24 protein-coding genes and 2 tRNA genes are annotated in these 21,964 nt (G+C 71.4%); 15 read left to right on the top strand and 11 right to left on the bottom strand.

Going from position 1 to position 21,964, the window contains the following annotated elements; translation table 11 throughout:
* Window positions 1-10 precede the first annotated feature (10 nt).
* The 4 genes from SOM11_RS01185 to SOM11_RS01170 all read left to right on the top strand — a co-directional run bounded on the left by SOM11_RS01185 (window position 11) and on the right by SOM11_RS01170 (window position 4,529).
* Entirely contained in the window at window positions 11-1,495 is a 1,485-nt protein-coding gene (locus SOM11_RS01185) for an ABC transporter ATP-binding protein (RefSeq protein WP_414655433.1), read from the top strand.
* On the top strand, window positions 1,492-2,286 hold the full coding sequence (locus SOM11_RS01180; RefSeq protein WP_371740691.1) for an energy-coupling factor transporter transmembrane component T family protein: 795 nt from the start codon (window positions 1,492-1,494) through the stop codon (window positions 2,284-2,286). The genes SOM11_RS01185 and SOM11_RS01180 overlap by 4 nt, the downstream gene beginning before the upstream one ends.
* Complete coding sequence (locus SOM11_RS01175; RefSeq protein ID WP_320476958.1) at window positions 2,279-2,830, top strand: ATP-binding protein; 552 nt, start codon at window positions 2,279-2,281, stop codon at window positions 2,828-2,830. Before SOM11_RS01180 ends, SOM11_RS01175 begins: the two co-directional genes overlap by 8 nt.
* Before the next feature lie 115 nt (window positions 2,831-2,945).
* A complete protein-coding gene (locus SOM11_RS01170; RefSeq protein ID WP_320476957.1) occupies window positions 2,946-4,529 on the top strand; it encodes a glycosyl hydrolase family 28-related protein in 1,584 nt (527 codons plus the stop codon).
* Between the two features lie 70 nt (window positions 4,530-4,599).
* Here SOM11_RS01170 and SOM11_RS01165 read toward each other — a convergent pair whose 3' ends face one another.
* The 6 genes from SOM11_RS01165 to SOM11_RS01140 form a co-directional block, all read right to left on the bottom strand.
* On the bottom strand, window positions 4,600-5,454 hold the full coding sequence (locus SOM11_RS01165; RefSeq protein WP_320476956.1) for a hypothetical protein: 855 nt from the start codon (window positions 5,452-5,454) through the stop codon (window positions 4,600-4,602).
* 178 nt (window positions 5,455-5,632) lie between these two features.
* Window positions 5,633-5,950, bottom strand: a complete 318-nt coding sequence (locus tag SOM11_RS01160; protein WP_320477098.1) for a metallopeptidase family protein — start codon at window positions 5,948-5,950, stop codon at window positions 5,633-5,635.
* Between the two features lie 167 nt (window positions 5,951-6,117).
* A tRNA-His gene (locus SOM11_RS01155) sits at window positions 6,118-6,190 on the bottom strand.
* Between the two features lie 40 nt (window positions 6,191-6,230).
* The gene (gene orn / locus SOM11_RS01150; protein WP_192059912.1) at window positions 6,231-6,851 is read right to left on the bottom strand and encodes an oligoribonuclease; all 621 of its coding nucleotides are present in this window, start codon (window positions 6,849-6,851) and stop codon (window positions 6,231-6,233) included.
* A gap of 145 nt (window positions 6,852-6,996) precedes the next feature.
* Window positions 6,997-8,262, bottom strand: coding sequence for an MFS transporter (locus SOM11_RS01145; RefSeq protein ID WP_320476955.1), 1,266 nt, complete (start codon window positions 8,260-8,262; stop codon window positions 6,997-6,999).
* Complete coding sequence (locus SOM11_RS01140; protein ID WP_192059916.1) at window positions 8,259-8,696, bottom strand: MarR family winged helix-turn-helix transcriptional regulator; 438 nt, start codon at window positions 8,694-8,696, stop codon at window positions 8,259-8,261. The genes SOM11_RS01145 and SOM11_RS01140 overlap by 4 nt, the downstream gene beginning before the upstream one ends.
* 108 nt (window positions 8,697-8,804) lie before the next feature.
* On the opposite strand from SOM11_RS01140, the gene SOM11_RS01135 reads away from it, so the two are divergent.
* From SOM11_RS01135 to SOM11_RS01115, 5 genes are all read left to right on the top strand, one after another.
* On the top strand, window positions 8,805-9,089 hold the full coding sequence (locus SOM11_RS01135) for an oligoribonuclease (RefSeq protein WP_243214208.1): 285 nt from the start codon (window positions 8,805-8,807) through the stop codon (window positions 9,087-9,089).
* Window positions 9,090-9,170: 81 nt separating this feature from the next.
* Window positions 9,171-9,431, top strand: a complete 261-nt coding sequence (locus SOM11_RS01130; protein WP_192059919.1) for a thioredoxin domain-containing protein — start codon at window positions 9,171-9,173, stop codon at window positions 9,429-9,431.
* Between the two features lie 92 nt (window positions 9,432-9,523).
* Window positions 9,524-10,858 (top strand): bifunctional glycosyltransferase family 2/GtrA family protein, encoded by a 1,335-nt coding sequence (locus SOM11_RS01125; RefSeq protein WP_320476954.1) that lies wholly within the window; start codon window positions 9,524-9,526, stop codon window positions 10,856-10,858.
* Window positions 10,855-13,008: a glycosyltransferase family 39 protein gene (locus SOM11_RS01120; protein WP_320476953.1), complete on the top strand. Its 2,154-nt coding sequence runs from the start codon at window positions 10,855-10,857 to the stop codon at window positions 13,006-13,008. Before SOM11_RS01125 ends, SOM11_RS01120 begins: the two co-directional genes overlap by 4 nt.
* A gap of 118 nt (window positions 13,009-13,126) precedes the next feature.
* A tRNA-Arg gene (locus tag SOM11_RS01115) sits at window positions 13,127-13,202 on the top strand.
* A 64-nt stretch (window positions 13,203-13,266) separates the two neighbouring features.
* On the opposite strand, the gene SOM11_RS01110 is transcribed toward SOM11_RS01115, so the two are convergent.
* The gene (locus SOM11_RS01110) at window positions 13,267-13,569 is read right to left on the bottom strand and encodes a hypothetical protein (protein ID WP_320476952.1); all 303 of its coding nucleotides are present in this window, start codon (window positions 13,567-13,569) and stop codon (window positions 13,267-13,269) included.
* Window positions 13,570-13,726: 157 nt separating this feature from the next.
* Entirely contained in the window at window positions 13,727-14,746 is a 1,020-nt protein-coding gene (locus tag SOM11_RS01105) for an aldo/keto reductase (RefSeq protein ID WP_192059924.1), read from the bottom strand.
* A gap of 163 nt (window positions 14,747-14,909) precedes the next feature.
* Here SOM11_RS01105 and SOM11_RS01100 point away from each other — a divergent pair, with 163 nt between their 5' ends.
* From SOM11_RS01100 to SOM11_RS01080, 5 genes are all read left to right on the top strand, one after another.
* Entirely contained in the window at window positions 14,910-15,125 is a 216-nt protein-coding gene (locus SOM11_RS01100; protein ID WP_320476951.1) for a methyltransferase, read from the top strand.
* A 132-nt stretch (window positions 15,126-15,257) separates the two neighbouring features.
* The gene (ssb, locus tag SOM11_RS01095) at window positions 15,258-15,845 is read left to right on the top strand and encodes a single-stranded DNA-binding protein (protein WP_320476950.1); all 588 of its coding nucleotides are present in this window, start codon (window positions 15,258-15,260) and stop codon (window positions 15,843-15,845) included.
* Window positions 15,846-15,912: 67 nt separating this feature from the next.
* Window positions 15,913-16,371, top strand: a complete 459-nt coding sequence (locus tag SOM11_RS01090) for a DUF6993 domain-containing protein (protein WP_320476949.1) — start codon at window positions 15,913-15,915, stop codon at window positions 16,369-16,371.
* A gap of 75 nt (window positions 16,372-16,446) precedes the next feature.
* Window positions 16,447-18,132 carry an energy-dependent translational throttle protein EttA gene (gene ettA, locus SOM11_RS01085; RefSeq protein WP_192059933.1) on the top strand — a complete coding sequence of 562 codons (1,686 nt, stop codon included), beginning with the start codon at window positions 16,447-16,449 and terminating at the stop codon, window positions 18,130-18,132.
* 1 nt (window position 18,133) lies between these two features.
* Window positions 18,134-18,607, top strand: coding sequence for a thioesterase family protein (locus SOM11_RS01080; RefSeq protein WP_320476948.1), 474 nt, complete (start codon window positions 18,134-18,136; stop codon window positions 18,605-18,607).
* Window positions 18,608-18,685: 78 nt separating this feature from the next.
* Here SOM11_RS01080 and SOM11_RS01075 read toward each other — a convergent pair whose 3' ends face one another.
* Window positions 18,686-19,555 carry an acyl-CoA thioesterase gene (locus tag SOM11_RS01075; RefSeq protein WP_192059936.1) on the bottom strand — a complete coding sequence of 290 codons (870 nt, stop codon included), beginning with the start codon at window positions 19,553-19,555 and terminating at the stop codon, window positions 18,686-18,688.
* 21 nt (window positions 19,556-19,576) lie between these two features.
* On the opposite strand from SOM11_RS01075, the gene SOM11_RS01070 reads away from it, so the two are divergent.
* The gene (locus SOM11_RS01070) at window positions 19,577-20,254 is read left to right on the top strand and encodes a hypothetical protein (RefSeq protein WP_243214200.1); all 678 of its coding nucleotides are present in this window, start codon (window positions 19,577-19,579) and stop codon (window positions 20,252-20,254) included.
* A 126-nt stretch (window positions 20,255-20,380) separates the two neighbouring features.
* Here the strand turns inward: SOM11_RS01070 and SOM11_RS01065 are convergent, their stop codons facing one another.
* Together SOM11_RS01065 and SOM11_RS01060 are read right to left on the bottom strand one after the other, a co-directional pair.
* A complete protein-coding gene (locus tag SOM11_RS01065; RefSeq protein WP_243214216.1) occupies window positions 20,381-20,737 on the bottom strand; it encodes a globin in 357 nt (118 codons plus the stop codon).
* A 149-nt stretch (window positions 20,738-20,886) separates the two neighbouring features.
* The gene (locus tag SOM11_RS01060) at window positions 20,887-21,891 is read right to left on the bottom strand and encodes a mechanosensitive ion channel family protein (protein WP_320476947.1); all 1,005 of its coding nucleotides are present in this window, start codon (window positions 21,889-21,891) and stop codon (window positions 20,887-20,889) included.
* Between the last annotated feature and the right edge of the window lie 73 nt (window positions 21,892-21,964).

Raw genomic sequence — 21,964 nt, 5'->3', positions numbered from 1 at the left:
GGGCGCGGGCGTGGCGTCCGTGCCCGCACCGGGCGGGGCCCGCGTGACGGCCCGCGGGTGGGGCTGGCGGCACGCGGGGCGGCGCGCCCGCGCGGTCTCGGGCCTCGACCTCGACATCGAGCCCGGTGAGAAGGTGCTGCTGCTCGGAGCCTCCGGTGCTGGCAAGTCGACGCTGCTCGCCGGTCTGGCCGGCGTGCTGGGCGGCGACGAGGACGGCGACGCCGAGGGCGAGCTGCTCGTCGACGGGCGGCCGCCCGCCTCGCAGCGCGGGCGTGTCGGACTCGTGCTGCAGGACCCCGACTCGCAGGTGGTGCTCGCCCGCGTGGGCGACGACGTGGCCTTCGGCTGCGAGAACCTCGCCGTGCCGCGCGACGAGATCTGGCGCCGGGTGCACGAGTCGCTCGACGCCGTCGGGCTCGACCTGCCGCTCGCCGCCTCGACCTCCGAGCTCAGCGGCGGTCAGAAGCAGCGTCTGGCGCTCGCCGGCGCGTTGGCGATGCGACCCGGGCTGCTCCTCCTCGACGAGCCCACCGCGAACCTCGACCCGGTCGGCGTCGTCGAGGTGCGCGACGCCGTCGCCCGGGTCGCCGAGGCGACGAAGGCCACGCTGGTGGTGGTCGAGCACCGCGTGTCGGTATGGCTGCCCGTCGTCGATCGCGTCGTCGTGCTCGCCGCCGACGGGGGAGTGCTCGCCGACGGCCGACCCGACGAGGTCCTCCGGGCGCAGCGCGACACGCTGACCGCCGCGGGCGTCTGGGTGCCCGGGGTCGACGTCCCGACGCCCCCGCGGAGACGGGCGACCGGTGACACGCTGCTCGAGGCGCACGGACTCGCCGTCGGTCGGCGCGGCCCGCGCGGTGCGGCGGTGTCCTCCGACATCGGTCTGTCGGTCGTCTCCGGCCGAGCGCTGGCCGTGACGGGGCCGAACGGCGCCGGCAAGTCGACGCTCGCCCTCACCGTGGCGGGTCTCCTGCCGCCGGTGGCCGGTCGGCTCGTCGCGTCGTCGGCCCTGGCGGGCGACGCCGGGCCGTCGCCCGTGCGATGGCGACCGCGCCAGCTGCTGACCCGCATCGGCACGGTCTTCCAGGACCCCGAGCACCAGTTCCTCTCGACGACGCTGCGCCGCGAACTGGCCGTGGGGCCGCGGGCGCTGGGCGTCCCCGCCGCCGAGATCGACCGCCGGGTCGACGCGCTGCTCGAGCGTCTGCGCCTCGACCACCTCGCCGCGGCGAACCCGTTCACGCTCTCCGGCGGGGAGAAGCGCCGACTGTCCGTCGCGACGATCCTGGCCTCGCGGCCGTCCGTGCTCGTGCTCGACGAGCCCACCTTCGGTCAGGACGCCCGCACCTGGCGCGAGCTCGTGGCGTTCCTCGCCGAGCTCCTCGACGACGGCCGGGCGGTCGTGACGGTGACGCATGACGCCGATCTCGTGGCGGCCCTGGCCGACGACGTCCTCGACCTGCCGGCCGGCTCGGCGACCGGAGGGGCGTCGTGAGCATCCTGACCACCATCGAGACCACCGGCGTCGTGGGCCGCGTCAACCCGGTCGCGAAGCTGCTGGCCGCCCTCGTCATCGCGGTCGTGCTGCTGCTCTCGATCGACTGGGTCTCGGCGGGGACGGCGCTCGCCCTCGAGCTGATGCTCCTGCCCTGGGCGGGGCTGACGGCCCGGCAGCTCGCCGTCCGCACCTTCCCGCTCTGGATCGCCGCCCCCTCCTCGGTGCTGGTGACCGCGGTCTACGGTCGTGACGGAGGCGCCGTCCTGATCGACTGGTGGGTGGTGTCGGTCACCGAGGGGTCGCTCTCCCTGGCGGCCGCGATCGGCCTCCGCATCCTCGCCGTCGGCATCCCGGGCATCGTCCTCCTCGCGACCACCGACCCCACCGACCTGGCCGACGGTCTCGGCCAGGTGCTCCGCCTCCCGGCCCGGTTCGTGCTGGGCGCGCTCGCCGGTCTCCGTCTCGTGGGGCTGTTCATGGACGACTGGCGTCAGCTGGCTCTGGCCCGTCGGGCGCGCGGCGTCGCCGACTCGGGCGGTCCGATCGGGGCCCTCCGGCGGTTCGGTCAGCAGGCCTTCGCCCTGCTCGTGCTGTCGGTCCGCCGCGGCAGCAAGCTCGCGACCGCGATGGAGGCCAAGGGCTTCGGCTCGGACGAGCCCCGCACCTGGGCCCGCCCGTCGGTGTTTGCCGGGCGCGACGTCGTGCTCGTCGGTCTCGGCGTCGCCGTGGCCGCGATCGCCGTGACGGCCGCCGTCGCCGCCTCGACCTGGTCGTTCGTCCTTGCCTGACCGCGTCGACGCCGTGATCGAGCGCATCCTGCAGCACACCGAGGAGGCGCGGGTCGCCGACCAGCCCGCCGTCGTCCTGATCGACGGCCGCTCCGGTTCGGGCAAGACGACCCTGTCACGCCGCCTGTGCGCAGCCTGGCCCGCACACCTCGGTCCCGTCCGCCTCGTCCACCTCGACGACGTCTACCCGGGCTGGCACGGACTCGAGGCGGCGTCGGAGGCCGTGCCGACGACGATCCTGCGGGGGACGCCCCGCGGCTGGCGGCGATGGGACTGGCAGCTGGACCGACCGGGGGAGTGGGCGGCCCTGGACCCGGCCGTCTCGGTGATCGTGGAGGGTGCGGGGTCGGTGACCCGCGCCTCCTCGGCTCTGGCGACGACGCGGGTCTGGCTCGAGCTCGATCGCGACGAGCGACGACGACGGGCGCTCGCACGCGACGGAGCCGCCTACGAGCCGTGGTGGGACGTCTGGGCCGAGCAGGAGGAGCGGCATCTGGCCAGGCATGCGCCTCGGACGCTCGCCGACATCGTCGTCGACGCGTAGGCAGGCGCGGGCTCGTTCGACCCCGGGGTGGTCGACCTGGCGCGATCGGCTCACACGCGTTAGCCTTTCCGAGGCCAGTGCATGAATGCCCTGGTCTCATGAGAGTGGGTGGCATGTGAGTACTTCGGATTCCGGTGGACGATACGGCAGTCGACGGCTGTTCCTCGCCGCGGGCGCGACCGTGGCGGCGGCAGCGCTCGTCCTCGACGGCGGGGGAGCAGCACCCGCCGTCGCGGCCGGCCCGACCGATGCGGACGACCCTCACGTCGCGGTCAACGTGAAACGGATCGGGGCACGCGGCGACGGGCGGACGAACGACACCGTGGCGTTCCAGCAGGCCCTCGATCTCGCCGCCAAGGTGCGCGGTCGCGTCGTGGTGCCGGCCGGCGCGTATCTGATCGACTCCGTCTCGGTGCCGATGCTCGTCAAGATCCAGGGGCTGGGCGCCGACATCAGCCGGTACGGGTCGGGGACGAGCGGTGGCGTGAACCTGCGCCATCTGCCCACGTCGACCGCGCCGATGGTCGTGGTGACGGGCCCGGGTACGACCCTCGAGGGGCTGACCCTGCAGGGCAACGGATCGGACGCGCCGCTGCTTCGGGTCGACAACGGGTTCGAGTCGCGCTTCGACCGGGTGCACCTCGCCAACGTGGCGGGCACGGCTCTGCTCGCCCAGCGGGTCAACAACGCGTTCTGGTCGGATGTCTTCGTCAACAACTGCGGCACCGAGACCGACGCCGCGATGGTGGTCAGGTCGCCGCCGGCCGAGATGAGCCTGACGAACTCGAACACGCTCACCTGCGTCGATCTGACCATCGAAGGCAGTCCGGGGCCCGCGCTCGACCTCGGCTGGGGCGGGTCGGGCGAGCACTTCGTCGAGTTCGTGCGACTGGTCGCCCCGCACATCGAGGCGCTGCAGACCGGATCCGCGCCGGAGGCGGTGATCCGGGTGGGGAACGTCCGTCACGTCGAGCTCGTCAGCCCGTTCCTCTACGGCGGCGGCGGGCCCCTGATCGAGCATCGGCGACAGCGCCCGCGCGGTGTCGTGCTCGAAGGGGGGATCCGCGTGATGGGCGGGGCGCTGCTCGGCGTCGACCCGGCGAAGGCGACGGCGAACGACCACCTCGTTCGCCTGACGGACGGCGACGACTTCGCCCTGATCGGCACGCGGCTCGGACGCTTCACCGGGGCGGCCGTCGCCGTCGGGGCCGATTATGGCGCGAACGTGATGATCGATCCGACCACGCGCATCCAGCTGTCGAAGGGGGCGTCGCCGGTGCGTGACGAGCGACCCGCTCGGGCGCTGCCCGTCTGGGGTTGGCCCGGCGGCGTCACGGCGGCGGCGGACGTCGAGGTCGGCCGCCATCTGCTCGCGGGGCGCGCGACCGCGCCGACGGCTCAGCCGCTGCCGGCGGCCGCACTCGGTGCGGCGCCGATCGTCGCGGCGGGCGGCGACTCGGCGGGTTCCGTGCGCTACACGCCCGGGGCGGCCGCGAAGGCGGGGCCCCAGGTGCGACTGAGGTTCGCCGCACCGTTCGCCACCCCGCCGACGGTCGTGCTGACGGCGCAGTCGGCCGCCGCCGCAGCGAGCCGACCCTACGTCTCGGTCACGAAGGACCACGTCGAGATCTGCGTCGTCGAGCCGCTGCCGGCTGCTCAGCGCGGAGAGGTCGCGTTCGGCTATCAGGTGGTGGGCTGACGGCGGCCGTCCACCGGCCCGGCCCCGCCTCGGGCGGTCAGGCCCCGCCGAGCTCGTGCGAGCGATCGGATCAGAACGAACCGCCTCCACGACCGCCGAGGGTGTCCTTGCCGTCGCCGTCCCAGTCGCCGGCGAAGGCGGCACCCGTGCCGGGGCCGTAACGGAACTGCAGGCCGTACCGATCGGTGCCCGTGGCGGGCTGCGTCATCTCCAGGTCGTTGTAGAGCGCCCAATCCGAGTGTCCCTGCTGGCGGGGCGGTGCGTAGGGGAACCGGAATCCGAGCGTGTCCTCACCGTCGCCGTCCCAGTCGCCGACGGTGATGAGCGCCGTCGGGAACCGAGCCTCCACGTCGACGACCCGAGCGGTGCGCGCCGTCGAGAGGTCGTTCGTGATGTGGAAAAGGCCGTTACGGAGGATGGCAAGGGAGTCTCTGCCGTCACCGTCCCAGTCGCCGACGAAGATCCGGTCGCCCGAGCGGCCGAATGCGATCGAGAAGTCGGCCTTGCCGCCCTCCCAGCGATTAGTGAAGTGGAAGGTGTTGCCGCGACGCACGGCGAGTGTCGCGACGCCGTCGCCGTCCCAGTCGCCCACATAGGTCTCGTCGGTGGTCTTCCCGTAAGAGACTGCGCGGTCCGTGTAGGCCGCCGTCGTCTCGGGCTGCAGGTAGTAGGTGTTGCCGCGACGCGCGGCGAGACTGTCTCGGCCGTCGCCATCCCAGTCGCCGACGAAGAGCGAGTCGTTCATACGCCCGAACACGACGGAACCGGCGAGTACCGGGCTCGAGGGGAAGTCCGAGAAGCCGACGATGGTCCCGTACCCCCCGGTGGCCCCGCCCTTGGCCTGAGCCGGGACGGCGATGGTCGCGGTGAGTCCGACCGCGACGGCGAAGGCGGCGATGGTGCGGACGGTGGTGCTGGACTTCATGGTTCCCCCTCTGGTGGTCGGTGTGTCGCACGGCCACCAGGGGCCATGTCGAGCGCACCTCGACTCTATGGCGTGCCCGCTGCCGTAAAGCGACCGTTCGGTAACGGATCGACGACGAAGAGCAGCGGATGACCCTGCCGGCGGTCGTGCTGCCGGCGCAGTCGGCCCCCTCGCGCGGTCAGGCCCAGCCGAGCTCGTGCAGCTGCTCGTCGTCGATGCCGTAGAAGTGGGCGATCTCGTGGACGAGGGTGACGTGGATCTCGTCGGCCAGCGCCTCCTCGTCGTCCACGGCGGCCAGGTGCGGTTCGCGGTAGAGGATGATGCGGTCGGGCAGCTCGCCGAAGCCGTACTGGCCCCGTTCGGTCAGAGCGACGCCGTCGTACAGGCCGAGCAGGTCGAGTGAGCCGTCTTCGGGGCGGTTTTCGGTGACGAAGACGATGTTGTCGAGCCCGTCGACCATGTCGTCGGGCAGCAGATCGAGCTGATCGACGACCATCTCGTCGAAGCGCTCGGCGCTGATCGCGGCCGGGTCGATCCCCGACGGCCCGTCGTCGTCAAGTCGGTGCGGTTCGTCCACGCGCCTACTCTCGCACGCCCCGTCCGTCTTCCCCTGGGCGCACAAAGAAGCCCCGCCACGAGGGCGGGGCTTCTTTGTCTCATCAGGGTGAGTAACGGGGCTTGAACCCGCGGCCTCCTAGACCACAACCAGGCGCTCTACCAGCTGAGCTATACCCACCATGTGCACTCGCCGAAGCGGTTGCAACGAGAAGACTCTACTACAGCCTGGAGGCCCATTCGTCCACGACGGTCTTCGAGATCGCCTGCACCTCTTCGGTGGTCGGACCGGGCTCGGAGACGAAGCCGGCACGGCGGTAGTACTCGAGCTCGCGGATCGACTCGAGGATGTCGGCGAGGGCCCGGTGGCCGCCGTTCTTCTGCGGGGCGTTGAAGTACACGCGGGGGAACCAGCGCCGGGCGAGCTCCTTGATCGACGACACGTCGATGCTCCGATAGTGAAGGTGACCGTCGACGCGCGGCATGTACTTCGCGAGGAACGCCCGGTCGGTGCCGATGGTGTTGCCGGCGAGCGGCGCCTGCTGCTTCGTGGGCACGTGCTTGAGGATGTACTCGAGCACCTCGAATTCGGCCTCGGCAAGGCTGACGCCGTTCGGGATCTCGTCGATCAGACCCGACGACGTGTGCATCTCGGTGACGAAGTCGCCCATGTTGTCGAGCGCCGACTGATCGGGCTTGATCACGATCGTGAAGCCGGGGTGGACGGGGGTGAGGTCGAAGTCGGTGATCACGACGGCGACCTCGACCAGTTCGTCGACGCTGAGGTCGAGACCGGTCATCTCGCAGTCGATCCAGACCAGACGGTCGTTCGCTGAAGCCATGGGGGGAGTCTAGCCGCGTGGCCGTCGGGCACCGCGCCTCCTCGGGGCCGGTCCACGAGTCGCGACACGCCGCCCGCCTCGAAGAGCGAGCGGCGTGTCGCGACTCCTCGACGGCGGGGGAGCCGAGGAGGCGCGGGTCGGCACCTCAGGTCAGGTCGCCCGCCCCGATGGCCTCGGCCTCGACGGCGGCCGGCTCGGGCCCGTCGTCGACGCGACGGAGCGCCTTGCGGGCCGCGACCACCACCACGAGGGCGACGGCGACGCTCGCCGCGGCGAACACGTACGCCGCGCTCGGCGCGATCGTGTCGGCCAGGAGGGTCGCGACCGGAGGCGCCACCGCTCCGCCGAGGAACCTCACGCCCGAGTAGGCGCTCGAGGCGACCGAGCGGGGCAGGTCGGTGGCCTCCATCACCGACTCGGTCAGAACCGTGTTGAGCACGCCGAGCACGAGCCCGCCGACGACGACGCAGACGACCAGGGCCGCAGGGGTGCCGACGACGATCGCCGCGGCGACGAGGTCGAGCGCCAGCAGGGGGAGGGCGATCTTCAGCACGGTGGTGCGCTTCATCCGGGCCGTGAGCATCGGCGCGACCCAGACCGAGGTGACGGCCAGCCCGACGCCCCAGCCGAAGAACGTGAAGCCGATGCCGAGCGCCCCGAAGCCGAGCGGATAGGGCGTGTAGGCGAGCAGCACGAAGAAGCCGATGTTGTAGAACAGCGCGGTCGCGGCGAGGGCGCCGAGCGCCGGACGGGCCAGGGCGCGGAAGGGCGCCGAGAGCCGGGTCGGCGTCGGCTTCTCCATCGAGCCGGATTTCAGGAACAGCACGATCGCGATGAACGCCACGGCCATCAGGGTCGTCACGCCGAAGAACGGGCCGCGCCAGCTCACCGAGCCCAGCAGGCCGCCGATCAGCGGTCCGATCGCGATGCCGAGCCCGAGCGCCGCCTCGTACAGGATGATCGCCGAGGCCGTGCCGCCGCTCGCGGCGCCCACGATCGTGGCGAGGGCCGTCGAGATGAAGAGCGCGTTGCCGAGCCCCCAGCCGGCACGGAACCCGATGATCGACCCGACGTCGCCGCTCGTGGCTGCGAGCAGGGCGAACACGACGATCAGCGCCAGCCCGATCAGCAGGGTCCTCTTCGCGCCGAGTCGGCTCGAGACGAAGCTGGTGAAGAACATCGCGACCCCGGTGACCGCGAGGTAGCTGGTGAAGAGCAGCTCGGTCTGAGTCGGCGTCGCGCGCAGCGACTCGGCGATCGCGGGCAGGATCGGGTCGACGAGGCCGATGCCCATGAACGCGACGACGCAGGCGAACGCGATGGCCCAGACCGCCGTCGGCTGGTGCAGGATGCTGGGTTTCGAGGGCGCTGCCGGAGGCGCGGTGACGGCGGACGAGGAGGCGCGGCTCATGCGGGCACCGCCTCGGTGCTCACGCGGGTGGCGAGCAGCTGCGCGGCGTGGTCGAGCACGCCCCATTCGGCCTCGTCGAGGTCGGCGAACAGCGCCCCGAGGGCGTCGGCCAGCTGGGCCCGCCAGTCGACGAGGGCGCGGGTGCCCTTGTCGCTGATCGCGATCAGCCAGGCGCGCGAGTCGTCGACGTCGGCGATGCGGTAGACGAGCTCGTCGTCGACGAGCCCGCGGAGGAGCTTCGTCATGGTGGGCTGGCTGACGCGGCTCGCCTTGGCGAGGTCGCCCACCCGCAGGCTGCCGTCGGTCGTGAGGATCGACAGCGTGCGCCAGACGGCGGGGGAGGTGGTGCGGCCGGTCTCCTGCGCGGCGATGCGCGTCAGGCGATGGGTCGACGTCAGGAGGGATTCCAGGATGTCGGTCGGCTGTGAAGTCATGCCGAGCAGTCTATAGCCAAGCTATATAGCTTGGCTAATCAAACAGGGGCGACTGACGGACGGCGGCAACCTGGGCACCGACTCCGCGCCTCCTGGTAGACCTGTGGCATGACAGACAGCAAGCCCACCGTGGCCGAGGGATCCGAGTACGTCGTCTTCTTCGAGGGCGGCCCCAGTGACGGCGCCACCGACACGCGCATCAGCACCGACGGCGGCTACGACGACGAGATCACCGACTTCGTGCTGGTCGACGGCATGGAGACCGGCATCGTCTACACCGCCACCGAGGCGAAGATGGTCGGCGAGCAGCTGCAGGTGCACTACTCGCTCGACGTGAAGGACAGCGACCCGGTGGTCGACCCCGAAGACCGGAACGACGACCGCGACAACTGACAGCGGGGGCTCCGGCCACCGACAGCAGGACCGCAGGAGGCGCGGGGGAACATTCCCCCGCGCCTCCTCGTTGTGCCCGGCATGATGCTCGAGCTGTACACGTCCGCCTTCTGCGGTCCCTGCCACGCGGCTCGCGCCGTCGTCGCCGAGGCCCGCGCCCTGGTGCCGGGGCTCTCGGTCGACGAGGCCGATGTGGCCCACCGACCGGGCGACGCCGAGGCACGCGACGTGCGCAGCACCCCGACGATCGTCGTCACCCGCGACGACGGCGAGGTCGTGTTCCGGGCCGAGGGCGCGCCGACGCTCGACAAGCTGCTCGGGGCGCTCGCGCTGGCCCTCTAAGAGCCCCGGGCATAGGCGGTTCATAGGGATCGCGCGGCGCAGCCATCGGCTCGTGCAAGGGGTCCGATAGCCGGGTCGCCGACCGTGGTCGCATGCCAGACGACGACATCCTCAGACCCCTGCCCGCCCCCGCCGGTCCGTTGCGGCTCGACATCGTCGTGCCCGTCCACGACGAGGCCGACACGCTCGAGACCAGCATCGGCGACCTGCACGCCCACCTGACGCGACACGTCGCCGAACGCTGGCGAGTGACCATCGCCGACAACGCCAGCACCGACGGCACGGCCGAGCTCGCCGACCTGCTCGTGGCCCGGCTGCCCGGCGTCACCGCCGTCCATCTCGCCGAGAAGGGACGGGGCCGGGCCCTCAAGCAGGTCTGGTCGGAGTCGCCGGCCGAGGTGCTCGTCTACCTCGACGAAGACCTCTCCACCGACCTCTCGGCCCTCGGCCCCCTCGTGGCGCCGCTGCTGTCGGGGCACTCCGACCTCGCCATCGGCACCCGGCTCAGCCGCTCGTCTCGCGTCGTGCGAGGCGGCAGGCGCGAGTTCATCTCGCGCAGCTACAACTTCCTGCTGGGACGCACGATGGGGGTCGGCTTCAGCGACGCGCAGTGCGGGTTCAAGGCGATCCGGCGCGATGCCGCCGCGCAGCTGCTGCCGCTCGTCGAGGACACCGGGTGGTTCTTCGACACGGAGCTGCTGATCCTGGCCGAGCGGTCGGGCCTGCGGATCCACGAGGTGCCGGTCGACTGGGTCGACGATCCCGACAGCTCGGTCGACATCGTGGCGACGGCGACGGCCGACCTCAAGGGCATGGTGCGCGTCGGTGCGGGCATCGCGCGGGGCACGATCCCCGTCCAGGCCGTGTACGAGGCGATCGGGAGGCGCCCGTTCGAGTCCTCCGCGCCTCCTGCCTTCTTCTCGCAGGTGGTGAGGTTCGGCGCCGTGGGCGCGGCCTCGACGGCGGCCTACGCGCTGCTGTACCTCGTGGCGCAGCAGGTGATGCCCGCCCAGTCGGCGAACTTCCTCTCGCTGCTCGTCACAGCCGTGCTGAACACGGCGGCCAACCGGCGGTTCACGTTCGGGGTCCGAGGCGCGCGGGGCGTCGCCCGCCATCAGCTGCAGGGGCTCGGCGTCTTCATGCTCGCGTGGCTGCTCACCTCGGGGTCGCTCGTGGTGCTGCATGCGGCGGCGCCGTCGGCCGACGCGCACGCCGAGCTCGTCGTCCTGACCGCGGCGAACCTCGTCGCGACCGTGCTGCGGTTCGTGCTGCTGCGGGTCTGGGTGTTCCGGTCGGAGGCGACGCACGTCACCCCGGGCCCGGCCGACGACCGGATGCCCCGAGAGTCACCGGGCACGGCGCCCGACCCGACCGCGCTGTCCGACACGGTCACGGGCGACGACGACGTCACGGCGGTCGGCCGATGAGCGCCGGCACGACCTCGATGCCGGTCGAGCGTCCTCTCGCCGACCGTCCTCTCGCCGACCGTCCGGAGGCTGCGCGTGCTGTCGGCCCGCGCCTCCGTTCTCTCGGTCGACGCTTCGTCCGCGGCCGGGAGGGAGCGGCGGCGTGGGAGCGCCCCGCCTTCATCGCCCTGCTCGTCGCGACCGCTGGGTTCTATCTGATCAACCTGTCGGCGAACGGGTGGGCGAACTCGTTCTACTCGGCCGCCGTGCAGGCGGGTTCGCAGAGCTGGGAGGCGTTCTTCTACGGATCGTCCGACGCGGCGAACTCGATCACCGTCGACAAGCCGCCGGCCAGCCTGTGGTTCATGGCGCTGTCCGTCCGCCTGTTCGGGTTGTCGTCGTTCAGCATCCTGCTGCCCGAGGTGCTGATGGGTGTGGCGACCGTCGGCCTCGTCTGGGCCACGGTGCGTAGGCACTCCTCCGCGACGGCCGCCTTCGTGGCGGGCGGTGTGCTCGCGCTCACGCCGGTGGCCGTGCTGATGTTCCGCTTCAACAACCCCGACGCGCTGCTCGTGCTGCTGCTGACCCTCGCGACGTACCTGACGCTCCGCGGTGTCGAGTCGGGGCGCATCCGCTGGGTGGTGTGGGCCGGCGTCGCCATCGGCTTCGGGTTCCTGACGAAGCAGCTGCAGGCGTTCGTCATCCTCCCCGTGCTGGCCGGCGTCTATCTGATCGCGGCGCCCGTCATCCTGCGCAAGCGGGTGCTGCATCTGCTGGCGGCGCTCGCCGCGGTGGTCGTGTCGGCCGGATGGTGGGTCGCCGTCGTCGAGCTGGTGCCCGAGAGCATGCGGCCCTACGTCGGCGGTTCGCAGAACGACTCATTCCTGGAGCTCACCTTCGGCTACAACGGCCTCGGACGGCTGACCGGTGACGAGACCGGCAGCGTGACGGGAGGAGGCGGTGGTGCGGCAACCGGGGCGACCGGCATGTGGGGGGAGACCGGCATCACGAGACTCTTCACCGGCGAGTTCGGCGGTCAGATCACCTGGCTGCTGCCCGCCGCGCTGATCGTCGGACTCGTCGCGCTGGTGCTGCTCGGTTTCCGGCACCGGACGTCCGCACGGCGGGCGACCCTGCTGCTCTTCGGCGGCTGGATGGTGCTGACCGCGCTCGTCTTCAGCTTCATGTCGGGCATCTTCCACGCGTACTACACCGTCGCCCTGGCGCCGGCGATCGCTGTGACCCTCGGAGCCGGGGCCGACGTGCTGTGGCGTCGTCGACACCGCCTCGTCGTCCGGATCGTCCTCGCCGTGACGGCCCTGCTGACCGGGGCCTGGGCATGGGTGCTGCTGTCGAGATCCGAGTCGTGGCAGCCCTGGATCAGGTTCGTCGTCGTGGGCCTCGCCCTCATCGGAGCCGTGCTCGTCCTGCTGCCCCGCCGGGGGCGCGCGCTCACGGTGGCCACCCTCGCGGTGCTGCTCACCGGCTCGCTCCTCGCCCCGGCCGCCTACTCGGTCGAGACCGTGGCGACCGCGCACACGGGGTCGATCGTGACGGCCGGGCCGTCGGTGTCGGGAGGCATCGGCGGATTCGGCGGCGGCGGCGCCGGCGGTGGCGGTGGCGCGGGTGGTTTCGGCGGAGGCGGCACCGGTGGTGGTGCCGGCGGGCCCGGCGGCGCAGCGGGTGGCACGCCTCCGCAGATGCCCACGGGCGGTTTCGGAGCGACCTCGCCGGGGACGGCAGGAGGCGCGGGCACCGGCACCGGGACGTCACCCGCAGGCGGTGGTGCGGGCGGCGGCGGTGCGGGGTCCCTGCTCGGCGCCGGCACCGTCAGCGACGAACTGGCCGCCGTCGTCGGGGCGGACGCCGACGACTACACCTGGGTGGCGGCTGCTGTCGGCTCCAACGGCGCCGCGGGGTATCAGTTGGCGACGGGTGATCCCGTCATGGCGATCGGCGGGTTCAACGGCAGCGACCCGTCGCCGACGCTCGAGGAGTTCGAGCAGTACGTCGCCGACGGAGAGATCCATTACTTCGTCGGAGGGTCGATCGGCGCGTCGAACGGCGGCAGCTCGGAGTCGAGCGACATCGCGGCCTGGGTCGAGGCGAACTTCACACCCACCGAGGTCGACGGGGTCACGCTGTACGACCTGACCGACCCCGTCGGCTGACCCGCCGTCACACCGCCCGACACGAACCGGACACCGCGCGCTGGCGCGGTGTCCGGTTCACCACGCGGTGCCCGACGGAGCCGGGACGGACGAGGAGGCGCGGTATCGTTGATCGTCCGCCCCCGTAGCTCAGCGGATAGAGCAGGAGCCTTCTAATCTCTTGGTCGCAGGTTCGATTCCTGCCGGGGGCACCACGTGGTCGCAGGTTCGATTCCTACCGGGGGCACCACCACGCGGCGATGACTCCTGCCAGACGTCTCAGGCGAAGCGGAAGCAGTCGGTGGCGTCGGCGCGACTCCAGAACTCGCCGATCTCGACGAACCGTCGCTGACGGGCGATGAACCGCTTGGCCCGGTACTTCTCGCCCTGCGGGTCGGCGAACCGCTCGACGTACCCGAGCACCTCCCCGCCCGGGCGGGTGACCCGTGCGAGATCGTCACGGACCTGCACGAGTCGCAGACCCCCTCGGGTCTCGTCGAGCTGGAGTCGGGGTTCGTCGTGCGTGTGCGTGCTCGCCGAGGCGAGCGGGGTGTGCAGGGCGGGGAAGGCGGTGGTGGTCATGAGGTGCTCCTGAGGTCATCCGGCCGATGCTGTCGAGAACACCTCCGACGCTACGGTCGACCACCGACATTCCCGCGGCCGACCGCACCCGATGGCGCGACCGCGACCGCGACCGCGGCCCCCACCCCTCAGCCCGCCGCAGCCCCGCCCCGCCCGGTCAGCGCCCCGTGCCGTCGACCGCGAGCGGCTCGATCGCCGCCAGCTCGTCGTCCGTGAGCGCCGCGCCGTGCAGGGCGTCGAGGCTGTCGTCGAGCTGCGCGACGGACGACGCGCCGATGAGCGCGCTCGTGACCGCGGGCTGCCGCAGCACCCAGGTCAGGGCGAGCTGCGCGAGCGACTGGCCCCGCGCCTCCGCGATGCCGTTCAGGCCCCTGACCCGCTCGAGGTAGGTCTCGCTGAGGGCCTCCTCGGTGAACCAGCGGCCCTCGGCCATGCGGGAGCCCGCGGGCGCCTCGCCCGAGAGGTAGCGCCCGGTGAGCAGTCCGCCGGCGAGGGGCGAGAAGACGATCGATCCGACCCCCCGCTCGAGGAGGGTGTCGAAGAGGCCGTTCTCGGGCTTGCGGTCGAACATGTTGTAGCGCGGCTGGTGGATGAGCAGCGGCACCCCCTCGGCGGCGAGCGCGTCCGCCGCGGCGACCGTCTGCTCGGGCGAGTAGTTCGAGATGCCGGCGTAGAGGGCCTTGCCCTGGCGGACGGCCGTGGCGAGGGCGCCCATCGTCTCCTCGATCGGGGTCTCGGGATCGGGCCGGTGCGAGTAGAAGACGTCGACGTAGTCGAGACCCAGGCGACCGAGGCTCGCGTCGAGCGACGACAGCAGGTACTTGCGCGATCCGCCGTCGCCGTACGGACCCGGCCACATGTCGTAGCCGGCCTTCGACGAGACGACGAGCTCGTCGCGGTACGGGCGCAGGTTCGCGGCGACGATGCGACCGAACTGCTCTTCGGCCGAGCCGTAGGGAGGCCCGTAGTTGTTCGCGAGGTCGAAATGGGTGACGCCGCGGTCGAACGCACGGAGGACGATGTCGCGCTGGGTCTCGAGCGCGCGATCGGTGCCGAAGTTGTTCCAGAGACCGAGCGAGATGCGCGGCAGTCGGAGGCCGCTCCGGCCGGTGCGTACGTAGTCGAGCTTCGAGTACCGTGCGTCGTCGGCGACGTAGGGGGTGAAGGGTGATCTCATGGCAACACCCTAGGGTGCGGCGGTGCGGGCGCCCCGGTCCTCTCGGTGGGCGGGGGAGTACATTCCGGGGCGAGGGCGACCCGTCGGTCAGAGGACCGCGTGTCGTCACCGTTCTCCGTCGCCTCGCTGCCGCGGGCGACGACCTACAGAGAGGTGCTCGACGATGAGCGACCAGACGACGACGAGACAGACCTGGGTGGCAGTCGGCCCCTCCGGGACGGTGGGCTCCATCCACCGCACGGACGAGGGCTTCGCGGTCCGCATGCCTTCGCGCGACTCCGACGAGGGCGCGGTGTTCCCGACCCTGGCCGTGGCGAAGAGCGCGCTGTTCGCGGCGCTCGGACCCGGCGCGGACTACCCGGAGTTCCACGAGCACTGACACCGGCCGCCGATATCGGCCACCGCACCGGGCGCGGTCATGATCCCTCCCCGGTCGACCCGTCGCCGTCGCCGTCCACAGGGAGGCGCGGTACGGGTCGATCGGCGGCCCCGCGGTCGCGAGACTCGCCCCATGACCGACATCATCACCCTCACAGGGACCATCGCCACCGATCCGCGCACCGTCACGACCGAGGCCGGCCTCGACATCGCCAGCTTCCGCCTGGCGAGCACCATCCGTCGCTACGACCGCTCGACCGACACCTGGTCGGACGGCGAGACGAACTGGTACACCGTCACCGCCTTCAGGGCCATCGCCGGCAACGTCGCGGCCAGCGTCAAGAAGGGCGACCGCGTGCTCGTCACGGGCCGCCTCCGAGTGCGCCCCTGGCAGAACGGCGACCGATCGGGCACCACCGTCGAGATCGACGCCGACGCGATGGGGCACGACCTCCGGTGGGGCCGATCGACCTTCACCCGGTCGTCGGCCGCCGCCGTGGCGCCGTCGTCGAGCGACGCACCCGAGCAGGTCGAGCAGCCCGAGCGGGCGGACGACACGGACGGCGTGGACGCCGAGGAGGCGCGGCGCGGGTCTCCCACGACGCCCGCGGCCGACGGATGGTCGGTCGCGCCCCTCGGCGCCGACGAGTCGGGTGCCTCGACGCCCGGTGCCGACGGGCCGGGCGTGCGCGACCTCGAGAGCATCGACACGCCCTTCTGATCGACCCGTAGAATCGGCAGCGGCTCCGCCCGGGCCGCATGATCGTCCGCGAAGAGGAAGGCCCGCCGTGCCCCGCTCGCGTCTCGCGCCGTCCGCCATGGTGCTGCTGGCCCTGGCCTTCGGGGCGGCGGGCTGCACCTCGAGCCCCGACCCGGTCGCGACCGACCCCGTGCCGAGCGCATCCGCGACGGCGGCGGCCACCTCCCTCGCGGCGGACGCCCCGATCGACGAGGCCCGCGCCTTCTTCGACCGGGTCAACAGCTCGTACCTCGACGGCGGGGGAGCGACCGACGGGCGGTCGCTCGTCGACAACCTCGTCGCGGCCGGGTTCGACAAGGCCGACATGCAGGTCACGAGCGACACGACGTCGATCGGTCGAGAGGCCGACTCGATCCAGTTCTCCGTGCTGCGCGGCGAAGACTGCCTCGTCGGTCAGGCGGGGTCGACCGGCTACTCCAGCCAGGTCGCCCCGGTGCTCGGCACGGGCGACTGCCTGATCGGCACGACGCGGACCATCGACTGGTGACCCGGGCGCCATCGGCGCCCTCCTCTTCGTTCTCACCCACCGGGGCGCATCGCCCTGCCCGATAGACTGGACCCCATGGCCGAATACATTTACTCGATGGTGCGCGCCCGCAAGGCGGTCGGCGACAAGCTGATCCTCGACGACGTCACGATGTCGTTCATCCCAGGCGCCAAGATCGGCGTCGTGGGGCCCAACGGCGCCGGCAAGTCGACGATCCTGAAGATCATGGCGGGGCTCGACACCCCCAGCAACGGCGAGGCGAAGCTCAGCCCCGGCTACACCGTCGGCATCCTCATGCAAGAGCCAGAGCTCGACGAGACCAAGACCGTGCTCGAGAACGTCCAGGAGGGCGTCGGTCCGATCAAGCAGAAGCTCGACCGCTTCAACGAGGTGTCGGCCGCCATGGCCGAGCCCGACGCCGACTTCGATGCGCTGCTCGCCGAGATGGGCACCCTCCAGGAGGACATCGACGCCGCCGACGCGTGGGATCTCGACTCGCAGCTCGAGCAGGCGATGTCCGCCCTCCGCACGCCCCCGGGCGACGCCGAGGTCGCGAACCTCTCCGGTGGTGAGAAGCGCCGCGTCGCGCTGTGCAAGCTGCTGCTGCAGAAGCCCGACCTCCTCCTGCTCGACGAGCCCACCAACCACCTCGACGCCGAGAGCGTGCTCTGGCTCGAGCAGCACCTCAGCAAGTACCCCGGCGCCGTGCTCGCCGTGACCCACGACCGGTACTTCCTCGACCACGTCGCCGAATGGATCGCCGAGGTCGACCGCGGTCGTCTCTACCCCTACGAGGGCAACTACTCGACCTACCTCGAGAAGAAGGGCGAGCGCCTGCAGGTGCAGGGCAAGAAAGACGCCAAGCTGGCGAAGCGCCTCGCCTCCGAGCTCGAGTGGGTCCGCAGCAACGCCAAGGGCCGCCAGGCGAAGTCCAAGGCGCGTCTGGCCCGCTACGAAGAGATGGCGAACGAGGCCGAGCGCACACGCACCCTCGACTTCGAGGAGATCGTGATCCCCGTCGGGCCGCGACTCGGCTCGCAGGTCATCGACGCGCACAAGCTGCACAAGTCCTTCGGTGACCGCGTCCTGATCGACGATCTCTCGTTCACGCTGCCCCGCAACGGCATCGTCGGCGTCATCGGCCCGAACGGCGTCGGCAAGACGACCCTGTTCAAGACGGTCGTCGGTCTCGAACCGCTCGACGGCGGCGAGCTCAAGGTCGGCGAGACGGTCGACATCTCGTACGTCGACCAGAGCCGCGGTGGCATCGACCCGAACAAGAACCTGTGGGAGGTCGTCTCCGAGGGGCACGACTACATCCAGGTCGGCAAGACCGAGATCCCGTCGCGGGCCTACGTCTCGCAGTTCGGATTCAAGGGCCCCGATCAGCAGAAGAAGGCCGGTGTGCTCTCCGGTGGTGAGCGCAACCGCCTCAACCTGGCGCTCACCCTCAAGCAGGGCGGCAACCTCCTGCTGCTCGACGAGCCCACGAACGACCTGGACGTCGAGACCCTCGGCAGCCTCGAGAACGCTCTGCTCGAGTTCCCCGGCTGCGCCGTGGTCATCACCCACGACCGGTGGTTCCTCGACCGCATCGCGACGCACATCCTCTCGTGGGAGGGGCTGAACGACGACGGCACGCCGAAGTGGTACTGGTTCGAGGGCAACTTCGAGGCCTACGAGGAGAACAAGATCGAACGTCTCGGTGCCGACGCCGCCAAGCCCAGCTCGGCGACGTACCGCAAGCTGACCCGCGACTGAGATGACCCGCCTGCACGTTCCGACCCGGGTCCGCTGGAGCGACCTCGACGGGTACCGGCACGTGAACAACGCGTCGATGCTGCGCCTCCTCGAAGAGGCGCGCATCGACGCGTTCTGGTCGGTCGACGGCGAGGTCGACCAGACGTCGGGCGCGGCGGTGCTCGACGGCAGCCCCGGTGCCGACACGATGACCCTCATCGCTCGTCAGGAGCTCGAGTACCTGCTGCCCATCCCGTACCTCAGGGCGCCGCTCGACATCCAGGTCTGGGTCGGTCGGCTCGGCGGCGCCAGCCTCGAGGTCTGCTACGAGGTGTGGTCACCACTCGGCGTCGAACCGCGGCAGCTCTTCACCAAGGCGGCGACGACCATCGTGCTCGTCGACGCACCGACGAACACGCCGCGACGGATCTCGGCCCGCGAACGCGCCGCATGGGAGCCCTTCGTCGAGCCGCCGCTGACCTTCCGTCGTCGCTGAGTCGAGACGCACCGAACCCGCGCTCGAGCACCTTGAGCGTCCTCGAGAAGCCCCGCACCGCCCGGCCCCGCACCGCCGTCAGGCTCGGGGGACGCGGATCATGCCCTCCTGCGCGACGCTGGCGAGCAGTCGACCCGACCCGTCGTAGATGCGACCGAGCGCGAGTCCGCGCCCACCGGTGGCGTTCGGGCTCTCCTGGACGTAGAGCATCCACTCGTCGGCGCGGCCCGGGCGGTGCCACCACATCGCGTGGTCGAGGCTGGCGGCCTTCAGCCCGGGGGTGATCATCGGCACGCCGTGCCGACGGTAGATCGTCTCGAGCAGCGTGTAGTCGCTGGCGTAGAGCAGGGCGGCGCGGTGCAGATCGAGGTCGTCGGGCAACGGCGACGTCGCCTTCATCCACACGGCCTGGTGTGCCACCCGGGCGCCGTCGATCGTGAAGTAGACGGGCGACGGCACGTGCCTCATGTCGAACGGGCGGGCGGCCCAGGCACGGGCCACGGGGTGGTCGACGGCCGACAGCAGCTCGGAGTCGCTCGGCACGTCGTCGGGCCCGGGGAGGTCCGTCGGCATCTCGACCTGGTGGTCGAGGCCGTCGTCGAGGGTCTGGAACGAGGCGATCATCGACAGGATGGGCACGCCGTCCTGCGACGCCTGAGTCCGTCGGGTGGCGAACGACCGCCCGTCGTGGATCCGGTCGACCGTGAACGTGATGGGGATGCTGAGATCGCCGGGGCGGAGGAAGTACGCGTGCAGCGAGTGCACCGCGCGTTCCCCGCCGATCGTCCGCTGAGCGGCGACCAGCGACTGGGCCATCACCTGACCGCCGAATACGCGCCCGAGGGGCTCCCACTGCGAGGTGCCGGTGAAGACGTCTTGGCCGCCGACGTTGCCCGCGGGGGCCAGGTCGAGGGTGGCGAGCAGGCTCTGCAGCGGATCGTCGGTCATCCGATGTAGTTTAGGGGGCCGATGAGCACGACATTCACCCTCCCCGACTCCCTTTCCCTCAGCGACCTCGCGACCTATCTGGGGCGGGCGGGCCGGGTCGAAGACGGCTCCGTGCGTCTCATCGCCGGCTCCGGCGTGCTCGCGGTCTACACGGCCGTCTTCTACCCCCTCGGGCTGCTCGACGAGAGCCCCACGGTGCTCGGTCTCCGCACCTACCAGCTCGACGACTCGCCCGTCTTCGACGCCGTGGTGCCCGTCCGGTCGATGAAGGAGCGGCTGGTCAGGCTGCAGAACGACGTCGTCGACCCCACGGCGCCGGTCACGGTGTCGCTCCCGGTCGAGGTCAACACGGTCACCTGGGCCGCGATCTCGCCGCCGCGCGGCGGCTGGTCGCCGCTGCCGGGCGCCGACGAGGGCGTCCTGCGGGCGACGGCGACCTCGGGCATCGACGAGATCGCGGCGGCGCTGCCCGAGAACGCCGGCGAGCAGATCGTGCACCGCGTGCGCTCCGAGGTCTGGTCGCGCTCCGTCCCGGGTCTCGAGCATGTGCCCGCCGGGGCCGCCTTCGCCGGTCTGAGCCTCGGGTTCCTGGTCGAGGGCGACGAGGTCGCGCTCTTCGAGACCGGCCCGTGGACGCGGCTGACGACCAGTCGGGGCCACGTGCTCGTCAAGCGCCGCGCCTCCCTGCTCGGCGGCTGACGCGATCCGACCCGCACGCGAGTCGACCCGCACGCGAGTCGACCCGCACGCGGTCAGACCCGCACCCCGGTCGGGATCCGGACGGACCCCGAGGAGGCGCGGGTCGCCCGGGCGGGCACCCGTCGGTCAGGCGGACGGCGCGTTCACCATCGCGTGGGCGGCGCGTTCGAGGTAGGCCCAGAGGGTGGCGTCGTCGAGCGGCGACAGCGACAGCTCGTCGACGGCCGTGCGCATGTGCAGCAGCCAGCGGTCGCGCGCCTCGGGTGTCACGGTGAAGGGCGCGTGGCGCATGCGCAGGCGAGGGTGCCCGCGCTCCTGGCTGTAGGTCGTCGGACCGCCCCAGTACTGCTCGAGGAACCCCGTCAGTCGCTGGATCGCCCCCTCGAGGTCGGCTTCGGGATACATCGGCCAGAGCACGTCGTCGTGCCGGACCCCTTCGTAGAAGCGCCGCACGAGTCGCTCGAAGGTCGGCCGACCGCCGATCTGCTGCCAGAAGTTGCCTTGGGCGGCGTCCTGTCCGAGACCGGCGCGGAGGGTGACGGGCTGACCCGCGCCTCCTGCGCTCGGGGGGCCGACGGGCAGGCCGGGGCCGCCGCCGAGACCGGACGACGGGGGAGTCGGGGGCAGATCGGTCACTTGCGCTTGCCCTTCGGGATGTGCGGCGTCGGCGAGGTGCGGGGCGGACGTGCGCCCTGGACGGAGGAGGCGCTGTCGAAGCCCGTGAGGACGACGCTGGTCAGCGACGGCAGCACGATGTCGAGCGCATCGGTGGTCTTCTTCAGCCGGGCGCGCAGCTCGCGGTCGACGGTGTCGCGATCGGACGATCGCGTCTTCACGACGATGCGGATGACGACGTGCTCTTCGGCGATCGACTGGATGCCCCAGACCTCGGGCGTCTCGAGGATCGCGCGCTTCCAGCGGGGGACGGCGGCGAGCTCGGTCGCGGTCTCGAGCATGGCGTCCTGCACCTGGTCGACGTCGGCCGAGTAGGGCACGGCGAGGTCGATGACGACGCGGGTCCAGCCCTGCGACATGTTGCCGACCCGGAGGATCTCGCCGTTGCGGACGAACCAGAGGACGCCGTTGACGTCTCGGATCTGCGTCACACGGATGCCGACGGCCTCGACGACCCCGGCGGCCGGCCCGACGTCGACCACGTCGCCGACCCCGAGCTGGTCTTCGGCGACCATGAAGACGCCGTTCAGCAGGTCTTTGACGATGTTCTGGGCGCCGAAGGCGAGACCGGCGCCGACGACGCTGGCCGCCCCGACGATGGCGACGATGTCGAAGTTGAGCTCGCCGAGAACCAGCACGAGGGCGATGCCGGCGATCAGCACGGTCACGACGTTGTTCAGCACGCTGCCGAGGGTGCGCGTGCGCTGCACGACGCGGACGGCCTGCAGCGGCGAGGCCATCAGCGCCTGCGTGTCGTCGACGTTCTGCTTGCGCTTGATGCCGTTGACGACCTGGTCGACGATCCGACGGATGGTGAAGTGCAGCGCCACCCGGAGGAGCACCGCGACCACGATGATTCCGGCGATGCGGATGGGGATGCCCCACATCTTCCAGAAGGCGTCCCAGTCGAAGGAGACGGGGGCGGCGGGGTCGGTGCCGGCGGCGAGGAGGAGGAGAGTCATCGTCGACAAGTGAAGCACGGGTCGTCAGGTCTCTGCGGTGAGGCCGCTGATCGCCGAAGCGGCAGACCCTCTG

Source organism: Frigoribacterium sp. CFBP9029 (assembly GCF_034045305.1).
Taxonomy (GTDB): domain Bacteria; phylum Actinomycetota; class Actinomycetes; order Actinomycetales; family Microbacteriaceae; genus Frigoribacterium.
The sequence above is the reverse complement of the archived record's forward strand: the minus strand, read 5'-3'. Positions and strand labels throughout refer to the sequence as shown.

Coding starts and splice junctions, on each gene's coding strand:
- SOM11_RS01165 (WP_320476956.1), bottom strand. CDS start 5,454: ATGAAGTCCAGCACCACCGTCCGCACCATCGCCGCCTTCGCCGTCGCG.
- SOM11_RS01160 (WP_320477098.1), bottom strand. CDS start 5,950: ATGGTCGTCGATCAGCTCGATCTGCTGCCCGACGACATGGTCGACGGG.
- orn (WP_192059912.1), bottom strand. CDS start 6,851: ATGGCTTCAGCGAACGACCGTCTGGTCTGGATCGACTGCGAGATGACC.
- SOM11_RS01145 (WP_320476955.1), bottom strand. CDS start 8,262: ATGAGCCGCGCCTCCTCGTCCGCCGTCACCGCGCCTCCGGCAGCGCCC.
- SOM11_RS01140 (WP_192059916.1), bottom strand. CDS start 8,696: ATGACTTCACAGCCGACCGACATCCTGGAATCCCTCCTGACGTCGACC.
- SOM11_RS01135 (WP_243214208.1), top strand. CDS start 8,805: ATGACAGACAGCAAGCCCACCGTGGCCGAGGGATCCGAGTACGTCGTC.
- SOM11_RS01130 (WP_192059919.1), top strand. CDS start 9,171: ATGATGCTCGAGCTGTACACGTCCGCCTTCTGCGGTCCCTGCCACGCG.
- SOM11_RS01125 (WP_320476954.1), top strand. CDS start 9,524: ATGCCAGACGACGACATCCTCAGACCCCTGCCCGCCCCCGCCGGTCCG.
- SOM11_RS01120 (WP_320476953.1), top strand. CDS start 10,855: ATGAGCGCCGGCACGACCTCGATGCCGGTCGAGCGTCCTCTCGCCGAC.
- SOM11_RS01110 (WP_320476952.1), bottom strand. CDS start 13,569: ATGACCACCACCGCCTTCCCCGCCCTGCACACCCCGCTCGCCTCGGCG.
- SOM11_RS01105 (WP_192059924.1), bottom strand. CDS start 14,746: ATGAGATCACCCTTCACCCCCTACGTCGCCGACGACGCACGGTACTCG.
- SOM11_RS01100 (WP_320476951.1), top strand. CDS start 14,910: ATGAGCGACCAGACGACGACGAGACAGACCTGGGTGGCAGTCGGCCCC.
- ssb (WP_320476950.1), top strand. CDS start 15,258: ATGACCGACATCATCACCCTCACAGGGACCATCGCCACCGATCCGCGC.
- ettA (WP_192059933.1), top strand. CDS start 16,447: ATGGCCGAATACATTTACTCGATGGTGCGCGCCCGCAAGGCGGTCGGC.
- SOM11_RS01080 (WP_320476948.1), top strand. CDS start 18,134: ATGACCCGCCTGCACGTTCCGACCCGGGTCCGCTGGAGCGACCTCGAC.
- SOM11_RS01075 (WP_192059936.1), bottom strand. CDS start 19,555: ATGACCGACGATCCGCTGCAGAGCCTGCTCGCCACCCTCGACCTGGCC.
- SOM11_RS01070 (WP_243214200.1), top strand. CDS start 19,577: ATGAGCACGACATTCACCCTCCCCGACTCCCTTTCCCTCAGCGACCTC.
- SOM11_RS01060 (WP_320476947.1), bottom strand. CDS start 21,891: ATGACTCTCCTCCTCCTCGCCGCCGGCACCGACCCCGCCGCCCCCGTC.